Here is a 15,077-nt window from a genome sequence, read left to right as displayed (position 1 = left end):
CATGAGAACTAAGAAAGCACGTAATTACCGAGAGACGAAAAAGTCGAATGGCGCTGATGTCTACTCCCGCAAGAGTAAAAGATCTTCCGAGGAGGACAAGCTGCGGCTCGATGAGATAAAGAAGCTTAACAAGCATCTTATCGAAGTGAATCAACTCAAAGACGAGTTCCTTGCGAACACTTCTCATGAGCTCCGGACGCCGCTCAATTCGATAATCGGATTTCTGACCCTGATCACCGAAGGATATTACGACGGCGAGGATGAGCTTAAGTTATTCACACGGAACGCACTGGAAAGTGCATATCATTTATTGAGCGTCATCAACGACCTGCTCGATCTTTCCAGAATAGAATCCGGAAAAATTCATCTCCAGATCGAGAAAGTCTATGTCGATGAGCTGATCAGCGAAGTATGTTCCTTGTTTTCATTGCAGGCTGACCAAAAAGGACTCGGGTTGGAAGTAGAGATGAAAGGCTCGCCGCTCTTCGCCTCCGCTGATCTCAGGAAGCTGAAGCAGGTTCTGATCAACCTCGTGGGAAACGCAATCAAGTTTACTTCCGCCGGGTCGGTAAAGATTTCGGTCGATCCACAAAACGACACGCTTTGCTTCTCGATCAAGGACACGGGATTAGGTATTCCGAAAGAAAAGCAGGACAGACTTTTCCAGAAGTTTCTTCAGCTTGACGGAAGTGCGACTCGGAGGTACGGTGGAACCGGGCTTGGCCTGGTGATCTCGAAACATCTGGTCGAAATGATGGGCGGACAAATAAAACTGGAAAGCAAAGGCGCCGGGATGGGCACAACTGTACAATTCACACTACCACGATGGACCAAGGAATAGAATTGAGATCAAAAATCTTGATCGTCGACGACGATGCCAACGCACGGATGATCCTCAATCAGCTCTTGGTTAAGTCTGGCTACGAAGTGCGAGAAGCCACAAACGGCAAGGAAGCTTTCGAGATGGCAAAAGAATTCATGCCGGACGTGATGATTCTGGACTGGATGATGCCCGAAGTCGACGGTGAGCAATTGGCAATGCGGATCAAGAACGACCCAACGCTGAGATTTACATATATAATCCTTTTGACCGCAAAGGGAGAAATTAACGACAAGGTCCGCGGCCTTCAGGCAGGCGCCGACGACTATATTTCGAAACCGGCTCCGCACCAGGAAGTCCTCGCAAGAGTCGAAAGCGGAATGCGTATGAGATCACTTTACAAAGAGATCCAGCAATTGACTAAACGGCTGGCCGTTCTGGAGCTCGCTGCGACCGTCGGCCATGAAATTAATAATCCGCTGAACGTCATTTACCTGGCGCTGGATATGATGAGAAAATACATCAAGCTGAAAGAGTACGACAAATTAGAGAAAGGTATAGAATTGATCGCCGAAACGGCGGAAAGGTTGAGAAAAATCACACGCAGGTTCGTGGAACTTAGGGATCCACAAAGCACAAGCTACATCGACAACCTGAACATGATCGACTTGCGCGACGAGAAAGAAGAAGATCAGCACTAAACCTTGCGAAGGTTCCGAGCCTTCGCAAGGTTAGCTCAAAAAGACTTACTGCCCTTGTTCTTTCATCTTTGTTTTGATCTCCTGGACTTCCTGGCGAACTACCTGGGCAAACTTCTTTAACTCACCCATGTTCTTGCGCACGCGAGTTCCTGCAGCTTTGTTTTGCTTCTCATAGAACTTCCTGAAGTCCGCTTCGAAGCTGTTCACGAGTTGCTGAAGTTCTTCGAACTTTCCCATAACTTGGCTCCTTTTGTTTGTTGATTGTTTTAGGTGGTGTACTCACCGTTTATTTTGACGTAATCATAACTCAAATCGCAGGTATAAACCTGTGCCGAATCACGTCCGGAATTGAGTTTGATCGTCATCTCTATTTCTTTCTTTGAAAACAAATCGCTTAATCTAGCCGGATCAGTCTCCTGCGGCTCGTTCCTGCGAAACACGCAAACATCGCCGATTTTCAACTCAACTTTTTTCGGATCAAATCTCGCATCGGAATTCCCTACTGCCGACAAGACTCGTCCCCAATTCGGATCGCCTCCGAAGATTGCCGTCTTCACAAGAGGCGACGTTCCGACCGCCCTTCCCACTTTAACTGCATCTTCGAATGTCGCCGCCGATTCAATATTTAACTTCACGAACCGCGTCGCGCCTTCGCCGTCCCGCACGATCATCATGGCAAGCTGAACCAACACAGCGGTCAATGCTTCTTCGAATATCTTCTTCTCAGATGCGCTGCTGATCTTGACTCCGGACGCACCGTTCGCCAACAAGAAAACGCTGTCGTTGGTGCTCGTATCGCCGTCGACCGTGATCGTATTGAACGAGTTCGCCACCGATACGTTCAGAGCCCGCTGCAACACTTTCTTTTCAACTCCGGCATCTGTCGTAACGAAACAGAGCATCGTTGCCATGTTCGGATGTATCATGCCGGCACCCTTCGCGGCGGCGCCGATCCTAAATTTCTTATCCTTCGACACAGTCACTTCGATTCCGACGCGTTTCGGAAACTTGTCAGTGGTGAGAATACTCTGGGAGAAGGCGGAATCTCCGCCTATGGTTGTACCACGGACGAGGTCCGGGACCTTACCGATTATGTTTTCTACGGGAAGTTGTTTTCCTATGACGCCGGTCGATGCGACGAGAACTTCCGCTTTAGGGACATGCAACTCTTTCGCGATTTCGGAGATAATTGCCTCGGCATATTTCAATCCGGCTTTTCCCGTGAGCGCATTTGCACAGCCGCTGTTCACGATGATCGCTCTGCATTTGTTCTTTGATTTGAGCAAATTCTTTGCACATAGAATAACAGGGGCTGCGGTGAATTTATTCTTCGTGAAAACCCCGGCAGTGGTCGCAGTATTTTCGCTTACAACCAATCCGAGGTCTAACGATCCATTTTCCTTTATGCCGGCACTTGTTCCGTTTGCCAAGAATCCGTTTGGGAAAGTTACTGACCTGTCGTAATTCAAATTCATTTCGATCTGTGAATGGCCTTCATGTGTTCCTTCCGTAGCGCATCCAACATCAGCGGAAGTCTTAGATACAATCTCTTCGGCTCTCTCGGTTTCCTTTTTGCCAGAGCGTATGAGGTCAACAGAGGCATCGCGATAGTTGAATCGACATAAGCTACTACCGTGTCGGGAAGTTTGGTTGGGTCTACCTTCCCCCAGCTTACCGCCTCCGAAGGAGTCGCACCGGACAAACCTCCCGTATCTTGCCTCGCGTCTGTAATCTGAATAAAAAAGTCATGCCCCTTTTCCTTTATTCCGAGGACTTCTTGAATTTGAGGCTCGGTTTGAAGCATGAAGTTCTTCGGCGAGCCGCCGCCAAAAATCAAGACTCCGCTTCTCCCGCCAGTCCTCTTTGCATTCAAGACGATGGCAGCGGTTTCATTTACATCTTTCGAAACATCTAGTTTTAATCTATATCCATCGAGAGCCATCGCTGCTACATTCATTCCAATTGAGCTGTCGCCGGGACTCGAAGTGTAAACAGGCACCGCGTACCTGTAAGCCGTTGCCAGAACAGAGTTATTTTTTATCTTGAGCACTTTCTCACGCGCGGACACATATTTGCCGAGTCTATAATGAAATTCCGCGGTGCTCATTTCCTTTTGAAATTCCGGCAAAGCAATCAACTGTCTAAAGAATTCATCTGTAGTCAGCAAAACATCATAATCAAATAAAATATCATAAATGCGGATCACACCCTCCGCTCGAAGCACGCGATCATCCACGAACGGGCTCCCTTTGTGAAGTGAATGACCGATCGCGAAATGCGTATCGTGATAAAGATTGGCGCCCGTCGAAACAATCCAATCGACGAATCCGGATTTAATTAATGGAACTACGCATGAACCGCCAAGACCCGCTGGAGTTAGTGCCCCCGTTAGACTCATCCCAATTGTCACGTCGCGTTCAAGCATTTTCTGCGAAAAAAGCTGCGCGGCTTCTTTCAAACGCGCTGCATTATACGCATGAAAGTATTCATCAATTAATTCGGTGACTTTTATTCCCTTTGGTATCGGTTTCGGAATGATTTTTCCGCCGGTAAGGAATCTCGATTTCGCCATGTCTAATTTTGCTTAAAATAACAGGTTTTTTAGGTCAATTGCAAGGAAATACTGAAAAATTCAAAAAATAAAAGGGCATCCTGCAAAGAATGCCCCAAATTCAGTGAATTTTGAGGTGTGGGCTGATCTAACTTCGATTTGAATTATGCTTTAATGAAAGAAAAAGCGAGTACCGATTCCAGCATCGAGACCTAATCCAGTACCAGGAGTCAAGAAAAGTACAGGCGCAAATTCGACGAAAACATCAATAGGAACTGCACGCGGCATCCAATCGATTCCTATGACGCCTCTCATTCCGAATGCAGATGGCGCACCGTGTCCATCATCATAGTGGAAGCCGACTCCATAAAAAAGGGGAAATCTCTCCTGCGATTTTATCGCGGTATAATTGTGCCATAGATAATCGGCATGTATGTGCAAATAACGCAGACCATAATAGTACCATGTGTTGCCAAATCTCGCCCACTCGCCGTCGTCCGACCAACCAACGGCAAAATCGATTGCGTTTATGTTCGATGTCCAGAACTTCGCGCTGATTCCTGTCGGCGCCCCGAGAATTAGTCCAGCGCCGATACCAGCGCCTTGTGCAACAGATATATTTGGAACGATGGAAATAATCGACAGTAATACCGTTACAAACGATAGGTTTCTCATGATTCTCTCCTTTTTGTATGAATCTTATCCTGTCTCATTTACTAAAATCACTGCTTGATTCTATAAAGCGCAATATAAACATCGTTTTCATCTCGATAACGAACGATATCCAGTTGTTCGACCTTTTCCTTCAACTGGAGACAGATTTGAACGGAAGCGTGATAAAAGAAGCATTCCATTCTCTCAATTATCGGATTTTTCCGGAGCCTGCCTATCTGATCTAAATCAACGCTCGTATCGGGAATCGTTATGTACAACCAGTTATCATCGCCAATCCACGCTTCAACACTCTCGATTTTCCTCACTGCTGAGAGTTTCACAACGTACCCGTTGTCTTTTGTTTCCGCAGAGATTCCTGTGACATCAAATTTTTTCACGGAAGTCGTTAATACGGAAGTACATCCGGAAAGAAGTATAGAAGCTAAGATAATCTCCCAAGCAGAAGATCCGGGACTCTTCACAAATGCTACAGACAAAACTTATACTTTCCTCATAAGAATGATTTCACTGGTGCTACCAATTTCCAAAAGGCAATGTGAATGCCAAGATATGTGTCAAATCATTTTATTTTCATCGGCTGAAAATCCCATTTGGGAAAAACGTGCAGACCATACGCACATTTTGCAGATCCAGTGGAAAATTCATACTCAACGGATTTTCTTCGGAAAAATAATGAGAGTGAGTCGGGCACCCGCCATGTCACTGATCCACCGAACGTGCGGCATCGTAACATGGGAGGTATTGCGGTTAAGGCATCAAGTATATACATTAATAGTACCATGGAGGCTTGAAGCGGACAGTTTTTTAAAGCGTTGAATTTTTTTTCCGATGTACATACTGAGGCTCATTTAATCCGATGGTAATCTGGCACAACACAGAAGACGCCCCGAGAACACCCGCAGAAGTATTCCATAACGACAAGGTTGTTTTATGGATCGGCAGCTACCCGGTCGAACTGGGACAGTCGATAACGGTGGAAATTACCGTTTCAAATAAGACGTCCGAGGGAAGCAACTATTCCGTTGAGGCGGAATGGAGATACAACGATTATTCCCGCAACAACAGCTACTGGACTGCAATCATCGGCCCTTTCAAAGCCGGCGAGAAGATTGAATATAAAATAAAAGGAACGGGCCCCGACCATCTCCAGCACATCCAAGTCGACAGTTTTACGGTTTTAGACCGAAAAAAATCAAGCAAGAAATAAGAACTAAATATTTTTGCCGCAAAGCACCACTCAACGAGCCGCTCTGCGATCCCACAGAGGGCAGCCGGTTTAATCATGTTCTGCAGAATTAATTTCCGTACCCGACAGGAATCACAACGTTGTGCCACGACCCCATTTAAACAGGGAAACAAATATACGCCTGCAACATCGAAGTTTTGGACTCAGGCTGGTTGCGACGCAACCACGCTATTCTAATTGAAATCTAACATGGGAGGATAAAATGGAACTGAAGGTTGTCGCTATTGAAAAACCGGAAGATGTAAACTTCATCATGGGACAGTCTCATTTCATAAAAACGATCGAAGATTTACATGAAGCAATCGTACAAACCGTTCCACAGATGAAATTCGGAATTGCATTCTGCGAGTCATCAGGCCCCGCACTCGTACGGTTTTCGGGGAACGATGACGAGCTGACCGAGCTGGCCAAAAAGAATGCGTTCAAGCTTTCCACCGGACACGTCTTTCTGATCTTCATGCGGGATGGATTTCCCGTCAATATACTTAACACGGTAAAAAATATTCCCGAGGTTGCAAATATTTATTGCGCCACCGGAAATCCTGCACAGGTCGTCATCGCGGATGACGAACAAGGTAGAGGAGTTCTCGGAGTAATCGACGGGGTCAAATCAAAAGGGATCGAGACGGATGCGGATAAGAAAACGCGCCACGATTTCCTCAGAAAGATCGGATACAAACTTTAGGGCGATTCACGAATCGCTCGCGCATGTCGAACTTCTTTTCAAATTTACCGTCTATAAACAAGGTCAACATCTAAATCTATGAAGAATTATATTTTCTTGTGCCTCGTTATTCCTGCGTTGTCGTTTGCCCAGTCGGATACTCTCACACTGGAGCATTGCGTTCAGATTGCACTGAAGCATAATCCGTCAATACGAATAGCCGAAGGCGGCTTAGAATCATCGGAGTCAAACCTGGAGCTATCGAGGTCCGCGCTTTACCCGCAAATTTCGGCGCAAGCTGCTTTGACCCGCAATGGTGGCACAATCATCGTGGGCAATCGTTCAATCAACGGATTTTTTGATAACTACACCACGGGACTTCAAGCTCAGCAGCTAGTTTTCGACTTCGGAAAAACGATCACAAGAGTTTCCGGTTCGGCAGACCTTGTCGATGCATCGGACCAAAACTCAAGGGCCTCGACGGAAGACATTATTCTCAACACTTACATTTCTTACTATGATTATTTAGCCGCGGAGCGTGTCCGCGAAGTGGATTCGGAAACTGTCCAGCAGGCAGCGGATCATCTTAAGCAGGCCCAGGCTTTTTATAAAGCAGGGACTGCCCCGCAGTACGACGTCGTCAACGCTGAAGTTACTCTCGCTAACGCGAACGTCAGCCTGATCCAGGCAGAAAACAATTTGAAGATCACGCGCGTGCAGCTTGAGAATGCGATCGGTCAGCAACTGCCGGACAATTTTTTGCTATCGGATATTTTGGAAGTCTCGTATGTCAAGATCGATGTGCAGGCAGCAATCGACACGGCACTAAGAAGCCGTCCTGAGCTTCTCTCAAGTCAAGCACAGGTTCAAGCCGGCAAACAATTCTTAGCATCGGCATGGACTGCTAATCTCCCGAGCATTTATGCGACGGGAGGATACAACTGGCGCAATCTGAACCCGTCTCCTCTCTATCCAGGATGGAACATCGGAGTTACTCTCTCGCTTCCGATCTTTCAAGGCTTCGCACTCGATGCCGGTATCGACCAGGCAAGGGCAAACCTTAAAACTGCCGAAGCGTCTAATGATCTGGTTATTCAGTCTCTGCTGCTGGATGTTCAACAACAAGAATTTGCCTTAGAGGAAGCGAGTGAAAGCATCCAGGCTTCCAGAAAACTCGTCGAGCAGGCGAGCGAGGCACTTAGGCTTGCGGTGGCAAGATACAATTCCGGGATCGGAACCGCGCTAGAGGAAACAGATGCTCAAGTGGCTCTGGCAAACGCCCGGATTGCATACATTCAATCTCTCTACAATTACAGTGTTTCTTATGCGAGACTGGAGAGAGCAATGGGAACGATAAAGTAGAAACGAGAATTGATAGGATGAAAAAGAAGAAAACAATTATTACCTCGGTTGTCATCGCTCTGGCACTAGTTGGCGGAGTTGCGTTTTTTGTTTCGAAAGGAAAAACCGAAGACCCCAAGTGGTTGACTGTGAAAGTGTCGCGTGGAGATCTTGATGTCGTGGTCACAGCGACGGGAACAGTTGCCGCCGATACGACTATACAAGTCGGCACGCAGGTTTCGGGAACAATTGCGCAGTTATTTGTTGACTGGAATTCGCGCGTGAGAAAAGGACAGATCATGGCGAAATTGGATACCACTTTTCTGTGGGCAAGTGTTGAAGTAGCGGAATCAAATTTGCAAAAAGCCAAAGTCGCCGCTGATCAAGCGAAAGTCAGTTTCGACAGAGTGAAACAATTGTTTGATCGCAATCTCGATTCTCAAGCCGACTATGATGCAGCTTCAGCAACATACGAAAGTGCGGAGGCTGACGTCAAAACAGCTCAGACAGCTCTTGATCAGGCACATATAAACTTAAACTATGCGACCATTAGAGCCCCGATAAGCGGAGTCGTGATTTCAAGGGCCGTTGACCTCGGACAAACCGTTGCGGCGAGTTTCAGTACACCTACTCTGTTCACCATTGCAAATGATTTATCCCGAATGCAAGTGCAAGCGTTAGTCGATGAAGGTGATGTCGGCAATGTGAAAGTCGGTCAAATTGTTACATTCACTGTCGATGCGTATCCTACTGAAGTTTTCAAGGGGAGTGTTTCGCAAATAAGATTGCAGCCTACCACCGTGCAAAATGTCGTGGAATATACCGTGATAATAGAGGCCCCGAATCCGGGTTTGAGATTAATGCCGGGTATGACCGCGAACATAACGATCAATATTGCAGAAGCAAAAGATGTTCTAAAGGTCCCGACGACTGCACTGCGGTTCACGCCGCCAACTGATTACCTTAAACAAATGATGAGCCAGCTTCCTGATTCAATCAAGCAAAAGATGCAGCAGCGGTGGAAGCAAAATGGCAATGGCAACTCAGGGACGGGATCCGGAGGTGGAATGAACAGCGGAATGGGTGGTGGACAGTCAGCCCAAACGCGAGATTTAACTCCCGGAAGTTATTTCAGAGTATGGATTGTTGATGGAAAACAAATAAAATCGGTCCGTGTACTGCTTGGCTTGTCCGATGGAACAAATACAGAAGTGCAAGGCGACATTAAAGAAGATGACGATGTGGCAGTCGGCACTCTGACCCAATCTTCGAGCACGCAAAGTAATCCGTTTGCTCCCGGTGGTCAGAGGAGATTCTAAAGGTATGTCCGAATCGATAATCTCTGTAAAACATATAGTCAAGATCTATAAAATGGGTGACTTCGAAGTTCACGCGCTTCGCGGAATTAGCCTTGACATCAATAAGAGTGAGTTCGTTGCTATCATGGGAGCAAGCGGTTCCGGCAAGTCAACTTTCATGAATATCCTGGGATGCCTCGATACGCCGACGAGCGGTGAATATTTTCTGGATGGTATTGAAGTCGCAAAAATGGATCGTGATGAGCTTGCCCGTCTTAGAAATAAAAAGTTAGGTTTTGTTTTCCAAGCGTACAACCTTCTGCCAAGAACAACCGCTTTGGAAAATGTCGAGCTGCCGCTTCTTTATTCAAACTCTGTTTCTTCGTCCCAACGAAAACAGAAGGCACTGGATGCACTTAATGCGGTAGGACTTGCCGAACGAGCCCAGCACTATTCAAATCAACTTTCAGGTGGACAGCAGCAGCGGGTTGCAATCGCAAGATCTTTGGTGAACGATCCTGTCGTGATTCTTGCAGATGAGCCAACGGGAAATCTAGACACACGGACAAGCGTTGAAGTCATGGAAATTTTTCAGAAGCTCAATGAACGTGGAATCACCGTTGTCCTTGTAACGCACGAGATGGACATTGCCCAATATGCGCGAAGAAATGTCGTGTTCAAAGACGGAAAGATAAACCGTCTTGTCACTGTTGAAGATAGAAAAATTGCCTCTGAAGAATTGCCAAAGATCCCGGTGTTAGAGGAAGAACTAGAAGCATGAAAGTTATTAACATTTTGAAAATTGCTTACCGTTCGCTTGGGAGGAATAAACTTCGCTCCTTCCTGACGATGTTGGGAATCATCATCGGTGTCGCCGCTGTGATTGCAATGCTTGCAATCGGGCAAGGAGCAAGTAATGCGGTCAAAGCGCAGATTGCATCTCTGGGAACAAACATGTTAATTGTTTTTCCTGGCGCCTCGAACCAAAGCGGAGTCAGAACGCAAGCGGCGACATTTACACGGTTCACGGAAGATGACGCAATCGCGATCAGCAAACAGTGTCCCGCAGTTGAATATGTAACACCGGTTGTAAGAAGCGTCCAACAAACTATTGCAAATAACCAAAATTGGCGTACTGCTATATGGGGCGGTTATCCAAACTACTTCAACATAAGAGCCTGGCCTCTGCAAAGCGGCAGTTACTTCACAGGATCGGATGAGCGCGGTGAGACAAAGGTTTGTATTGTCGGCCAGACCATTGTGACGAACTTATTCGGGGCAAATTCGGTTCCTGTCGGCCAGACAATCCGAATCGGAAATCTTCCTTTCAGGATTATCGGTGTTCTATCGGCGAAAGGTCAGGATGCAAGCGGGAATGATCAAGATGATATTATCATTGCTCCCTTTTCCACAGTTTTGAAAAAACTCGTCGGCGGAATTTATGCGAACGTGATTTTCGCTTCAGCGATATCTGAAGATGCTATCAATGAAGCAAGTGATGAGATCACGGCGCTAATTAGAGACAGGCACAAGCTGACGACATGGGAGGCAAACGATTTCACGGTAAGAACCCAGACACAAATTGCAAGTACGGCAGATGCTACGACACAAACGATGACACTTCTACTTGCAAGCATCGCCGGAATATCGCTGATCGTGGGCGGGATCGGAATCATGAATATCATGCTCGTGTCAGTAACAGAGAGAACACGAGAGATCGGAATCAGGATGGCGGTTGGCGCCAGAGGCAACGATGTCTTGACGCAGTTTCTGATTGAGGCATTGACTTTGAGTTTTGCCGGCGGACTTATCGGGATCGTATTGGGCGTTTTGACTTCCCAATTTGTTTCCAATCTTCAGAAGTGGCCAATAGTTATTTCGCCACAATCGATTGGCCTTGCGTTTGCATTTGCGGCGGCTATCGGAATATTCTTCGGCTGGTACCCAGCGCGCAAAGCTGCCAATTTGAACCCAATCGAAGCGTTGAGATACGAGTAAACCTTTCGCCGGCCTGTCATATGAGAGAGAAGCCCGACAAGGTTATAATCACATCAGTTAATCTCTTGATTCAGAGTCTCTCGTCTCTTAAGATTCTCTCAACGAGAAATGAGCGAGTGCTGACAAGTCATGCTTAAATCCATTGGGAAGTTTAGTTTCGTGGTTGTGGTATGCCTTTTCCTATCGTCATTCTACGCTTCATCTGCACTGTGTGAAAATCCAAACGAGTCCCCTCGCGACACGACAGTAACCGGAGCGACAATTTCGCATTCGTCCCGAGACAGCATGTCCGTGGAATCTACCGACGAATACTTGCCGAAATGGTACGACATGATCGCTAGAATTCCCGGAGATTGGGTGGAATATTCGAAGGAGACGTTTCAGCTAAAAAATATTCCATGGATTGTGGGGGTAACTGGGGCGACAGCAGTTTTCATAGTGACGGATCGACAATGGTACTGGACGGAGACGAAATGGTACGACGAATCTCCGACTTTCCACCGGTTCAGTAACTGGATGGTCTTTACAGGAGATGGAAGATTCCAGTTCGGAATCGTCGGTGCATTCGCTGCATACGGCTTCGTGTTTGACGATACTCGCGCCTTAAGGACCGCAAGCGAGACAACTGAGGCCATACTGGCGTGCGGCGGAGTAGTTCAGTTTCTGAAACACATAACCGGTCGAGAGAGTCCATTCGTAGCAACCAAGAGAACCGGCGCCTGGAGATTTTTCCCGAATCAAATTCAATATTCGAAACACGTCCCGCATTATGATGCTTTCCCTTCCGGACATCTTGCAACGGCAACGACCACTCTTGTTGTGATTGCTGACGACTATCCTGAGCTCACATGGTTCAGACCCGTCGGCTATGTCGCACTCGGCGCCATCTCGTCAAGTTTGGTAGCTTATGGCATTCACTGGTGGAGCGATTATCCTCTCGCACTCGTGCTCGGTTATTCATTTGGGGAAATTGCGGCACATCCGATTGGCGTGACACTTTCCGAAAAAAATAGCACGGAGGAAACCAAGCTCTCGTTGGTCCCTGTCTCATATCCAAGGGGAGCGGGAATTGGAGTGGCCCTGTCGTTTTGAGTGAGGGACAAAAATCAATTTGAGATAACTCACTTTCCCGCTGCGGAAATAATTCTCCGAACGGTCCAACTTCCGGCAACAGCCGCCCTGTAATTCTATTTACAGAGTATCAATACAGGCGCAATCAATAACCGGTAATTCCGATATTCCCCTTCCCTGTTATGAGTTGAATGCGACCACGACCTGAGCCCATTCTACCGGTCAGCGAATGCGACGTAGACTGTAGGTCGTTTATGACGATCCCTGAATAGAGAATTGTTCCAGCTCCCGTCTGTGCGGATAACAATGATGAGGTAGATGTAGGAATTCCGACAGAGATGTTTCCAGAATCGTAATTGACTCTGCAGAGCCCGCTGTCAGGAAGCGAGATTTGAATAGAGACGTCCCCACTAGATCCATTCAACACACAATTCCCTTCATGCGCGCGGATAGTGGTCGCAGCAACGTTCTCACCTACGAAACTTGTTTGGAGATACGCGACATCAGTTGTTCCGCTGACTTTGCGAAGGATGCACGGAATTCTATCCGGCAAAGTGAGCGAAAGCAATGAACTGGTAGAAACAGATCCCGTCGGCACCTGAACACTTACGTAGGCGGTATCGCCGTTCGTCTGCAACCCGGTGACCATTTCGGAGAAAACCTGATCTGCTTCCTCCTGCGATTCGGCAGAAACCGTTTTGTCCATAAAACATCCTATCACGGAGGTATCCGGACTTCCCTCAATAATTACCGGGCCCATTTGGTTCTGCACAACTATGGAATTGACCCTGCCAAGACTGAGGCTGCCAGACGACCGCTGATTATATTGCTGCGTCTCGACAAGTGCTTCATCTCCCCGATCACACGAGGACAATAGTAATGACACCAATGCGGCATACAACAATGTTCGTTTCATTTCTCCGACCATCTGATCCCCAAGTATCGTTCACCTGACTCGACGGTCACTTGACGATTCTTATTACAGTGTTAATTTCATTTGCCGGATGTCTCCACGCAAAGTACTTTTCATACTTTTTGGGTGAGACTCTGCAGATCAACCAGCCAATCAATTCGAAGATCGAGCCGTTAAATTTTATTTCATTTTTCAACAAAACAAATTTTTCTTTTCCCAGGACCATATCGAATAGCTGCGGAATGGAGCTCAGAGAAAAATGATGGATGTGAGTGGGATCCCCCCAACTGGCAGAAGAGCTGAAATGCGGAGTAATGAAATGGACAATACAACCATTTTCCGCGAGTCGAAAAATCTCGGACACCAGTACTTCCAGATTTGTAATGTGCTCAATCACATGCTGGCAGCGCATATAAGTGAACGTTTCCTCTACCGGCCAAGGTGCAACGTTTAAGTCATGCACGTATTTTACCGCCGGATATTTTTTCCTATCGATGCCGATAGCGCCGCCCAGACAAAATTGACCGCAACCTATATCAAGAGTATGATTGTTCTGATCCATAGCGCCTGTCTTTCATGCGAACCTTTAGTTCCGCAAGGAATCCTCGAAATTCGTGCGTCCTGCGCAGAAAGTTAAACCGTTGTCCTGATAAATTCAAATTAGGGACACTACCACCGTGTGCGGATCGCCCGGATGCAGCGTAACTCATTCCAAAATATTCACACTCCTTCAAGCAGCATAAACTCGAAATCTTTTCGTTTGCTTTTGTCTTTCAATACCGGAACCTGAGACGCCTTCTCTTTCCATCTGCAAATATCGTAAAGCGAGCATTCATAACAACGCGGCTTCTGAGCCGTGCAGGTTCTCCTTCCGAATTTTATCAGGTTTAGATGCAGTTCATACCCACGACCCGTCGGTATCTGATTTTTGACAGCAAGAAAAGTTTTGTCCGGAGTTGTCCGACTGACAACTCCAAGTCTGTTCAAGACTCTGTGGACATGCGTATCGACTGGAAATGCGTCATTGTCACCGAGAGAAAACAAGAGCACGCACGAAGCTGTTTTGTAGCCGACCCCGTTCAGGCTCCTAAGCTTTTCAATCAATTCTTCTCTTTCGGTTTTCCGCAGACTTCTCCTATCGAATTTCTTAAACCGCCATTCAATTTCCTTCAATACTCGCTTGATGACTTTGCTTTTCTTGTTTGCTATTCCGCCGACTTTAATAAGCGCTTCGATTTTCCTCGGTGGGACTTTTGCAAGCATTCGAAGGTCAGGGTAGCGATTCTTGAGATTGGTGTATGCCTTATGGCTGTTTACGTCGTTCGTATTTTGAGATAGAATGGTTGCAATGAGAAGATCGAGAGGAGCAGGCAGTCTAGATTTACGTTGTGGAACGCCGAAAGAGTCTCTCAACCGTGAGGCCACGAGTCCTAATTCTGATCGAACATCAACGGGCGATCTCAGGTCCGCCATATATCACTCTAATTTGAAAACGAATGTCGCTGTCGCCTGTTGATCAACCTGCGGGTAGCTCCTAGCGAGCCTGCTGAAACGCCACGTTCTTATCGCCGTCATGGCAGCTTCCTCAAAGCGAGAGTCCGCTTTTTCAACGGGGACCATCGCCAAAACACTGCCCGACGGACCGACGGTAATTTTTATTTTTACTGTACCATCATGCAGCACACCCTCGGGAAACTGTGGTCTATCACCGGAGAGGAGTGCTCTGGGAACTCCGTTCCAGAAGATCTGATACGGCGAGCCGAGTGCGGAGTTGTTATTAGGATTTCCCGGTACAACCT

Annotated in this window: 18 protein-coding genes; 9 read left to right on the top strand and 9 right to left on the bottom strand. The window is 47.1% G+C overall.

What is annotated here, in order from left to right; translation table 11 throughout:
- Position 1: 1 nt before the first annotated feature.
- Positions 2 to 841 (top strand): ATP-binding protein, encoded by an 840-nt coding sequence (locus VLX91_00370; protein HUI28637.1) that lies wholly within the window; start codon positions 2 to 4, stop codon positions 839 to 841.
- A 2-nt stretch (positions 842 to 843) separates the two neighbouring features.
- The gene (locus VLX91_00365; protein HUI28636.1) at positions 844 to 1,521 is read left to right on the top strand and encodes a response regulator; all 678 of its coding nucleotides are present in this window, start codon (positions 844 to 846) and stop codon (positions 1,519 to 1,521) included.
- Between the two features lie 45 nt (positions 1,522 to 1,566).
- On the opposite strand, the gene VLX91_00360 is transcribed toward VLX91_00365, so the two are convergent.
- The 5 genes from VLX91_00360 to VLX91_00340 all read right to left on the bottom strand — a co-directional run bounded on the left by VLX91_00360 (position 1,567) and on the right by VLX91_00340 (position 5,124).
- Positions 1,567 to 1,758: a hypothetical protein gene (locus tag VLX91_00360; GenBank protein ID HUI28635.1), complete on the bottom strand. Its 192-nt coding sequence runs from the start codon at positions 1,756 to 1,758 to the stop codon at positions 1,567 to 1,569.
- 29 nt (positions 1,759 to 1,787) lie between these two features.
- Positions 1,788 to 2,996 (bottom strand): bifunctional glutamate N-acetyltransferase/amino-acid acetyltransferase ArgJ, encoded by a 1,209-nt coding sequence (gene argJ / locus VLX91_00355; protein ID HUI28634.1) that lies wholly within the window; start codon positions 2,994 to 2,996, stop codon positions 1,788 to 1,790.
- Positions 2,993 to 4,093, bottom strand: coding sequence for a deoxyhypusine synthase (gene speY, locus VLX91_00350; protein ID HUI28633.1), 1,101 nt, complete (start codon positions 4,091 to 4,093; stop codon positions 2,993 to 2,995). Before speY ends, argJ begins: the two co-directional genes overlap by 4 nt.
- A 150-nt stretch (positions 4,094 to 4,243) precedes the next feature.
- The gene (locus VLX91_00345; protein ID HUI28632.1) at positions 4,244 to 4,747 is read right to left on the bottom strand and encodes a hypothetical protein; all 504 of its coding nucleotides are present in this window, start codon (positions 4,745 to 4,747) and stop codon (positions 4,244 to 4,246) included.
- Between the two features lie 47 nt (positions 4,748 to 4,794).
- A complete protein-coding gene (locus tag VLX91_00340; GenBank protein ID HUI28631.1) occupies positions 4,795 to 5,124 on the bottom strand; it encodes a hypothetical protein in 330 nt (109 codons plus the stop codon).
- Between the two features lie 479 nt (positions 5,125 to 5,603).
- Here VLX91_00340 and VLX91_00335 point away from each other — a divergent pair, with 479 nt between their 5' ends.
- The 7 genes from VLX91_00335 (at position 5,604) to VLX91_00305 (ending at position 12,386) form a co-directional block, all read left to right on the top strand.
- Positions 5,604 to 5,954, top strand: coding sequence for a hypothetical protein (locus tag VLX91_00335; GenBank protein HUI28630.1), 351 nt, complete (start codon positions 5,604 to 5,606; stop codon positions 5,952 to 5,954).
- 241 nt (positions 5,955 to 6,195) lie between these two features.
- A complete protein-coding gene (locus VLX91_00330; protein ID HUI28629.1) occupies positions 6,196 to 6,678 on the top strand; it encodes an adenosine-specific kinase in 483 nt (160 codons plus the stop codon).
- Positions 6,679 to 6,756: 78 nt separating this feature from the next.
- A complete protein-coding gene (locus VLX91_00325) occupies positions 6,757 to 8,019 on the top strand; it encodes a TolC family protein (protein ID HUI28628.1) in 1,263 nt (420 codons plus the stop codon).
- Positions 8,020 to 8,036: 17 nt separating this feature from the next.
- A complete protein-coding gene (locus VLX91_00320) occupies positions 8,037 to 9,317 on the top strand; it encodes an efflux RND transporter periplasmic adaptor subunit (GenBank protein HUI28627.1) in 1,281 nt (426 codons plus the stop codon).
- 4 nt (positions 9,318 to 9,321) lie between these two features.
- Positions 9,322 to 10,077 carry an ABC transporter ATP-binding protein gene (locus VLX91_00315; GenBank protein ID HUI28626.1) on the top strand — a complete coding sequence of 252 codons (756 nt, stop codon included), beginning with the start codon at positions 9,322 to 9,324 and terminating at the stop codon, positions 10,075 to 10,077.
- Complete coding sequence (locus VLX91_00310) at positions 10,074 to 11,294, top strand: ABC transporter permease (protein HUI28625.1); 1,221 nt, start codon at positions 10,074 to 10,076, stop codon at positions 11,292 to 11,294. The genes VLX91_00315 and VLX91_00310 overlap by 4 nt, the downstream gene beginning before the upstream one ends.
- 129 nt (positions 11,295 to 11,423) lie before the next feature.
- Positions 11,424 to 12,386, top strand: coding sequence for a phosphatase PAP2 family protein (locus VLX91_00305; protein HUI28624.1), 963 nt, complete (start codon positions 11,424 to 11,426; stop codon positions 12,384 to 12,386).
- Between the two features lie 124 nt (positions 12,387 to 12,510).
- Here the strand turns inward: VLX91_00305 and VLX91_00300 are convergent, their stop codons facing one another.
- The 4 genes from VLX91_00300 to VLX91_00285 all read right to left on the bottom strand — a co-directional run.
- Positions 12,511 to 13,281, bottom strand: coding sequence for a hypothetical protein (locus tag VLX91_00300; GenBank protein HUI28623.1), 771 nt, complete (start codon positions 13,279 to 13,281; stop codon positions 12,511 to 12,513).
- A gap of 46 nt (positions 13,282 to 13,327) precedes the next feature.
- On the bottom strand, positions 13,328 to 13,840 hold the full coding sequence (locus tag VLX91_00295) for a hypothetical protein (GenBank protein ID HUI28622.1): 513 nt from the start codon (positions 13,838 to 13,840) through the stop codon (positions 13,328 to 13,330).
- A gap of 158 nt (positions 13,841 to 13,998) precedes the next feature.
- Positions 13,999 to 14,751 carry a hypothetical protein gene (locus VLX91_00290; GenBank protein ID HUI28621.1) on the bottom strand — a complete coding sequence of 251 codons (753 nt, stop codon included), beginning with the start codon at positions 14,749 to 14,751 and terminating at the stop codon, positions 13,999 to 14,001.
- A 3-nt stretch (positions 14,752 to 14,754) separates the two neighbouring features.
- On the bottom strand, positions 14,755 to 15,077 hold a 323-nt coding region (locus VLX91_00285), incomplete at its 5' end, for an energy transducer TonB (protein ID HUI28620.1).

It is taken from the genome of Candidatus Acidiferrales bacterium (genome assembly GCA_035515795.1).
Classification (GTDB): Bacteria; Bacteroidota; Ignavibacteria; order Kryptoniales; family JAKASW01; genus JAKASW01.
The sequence above is the reverse complement of the archived record's forward strand: the minus strand, read 5'-3'. Positions and strand labels throughout refer to the sequence as shown.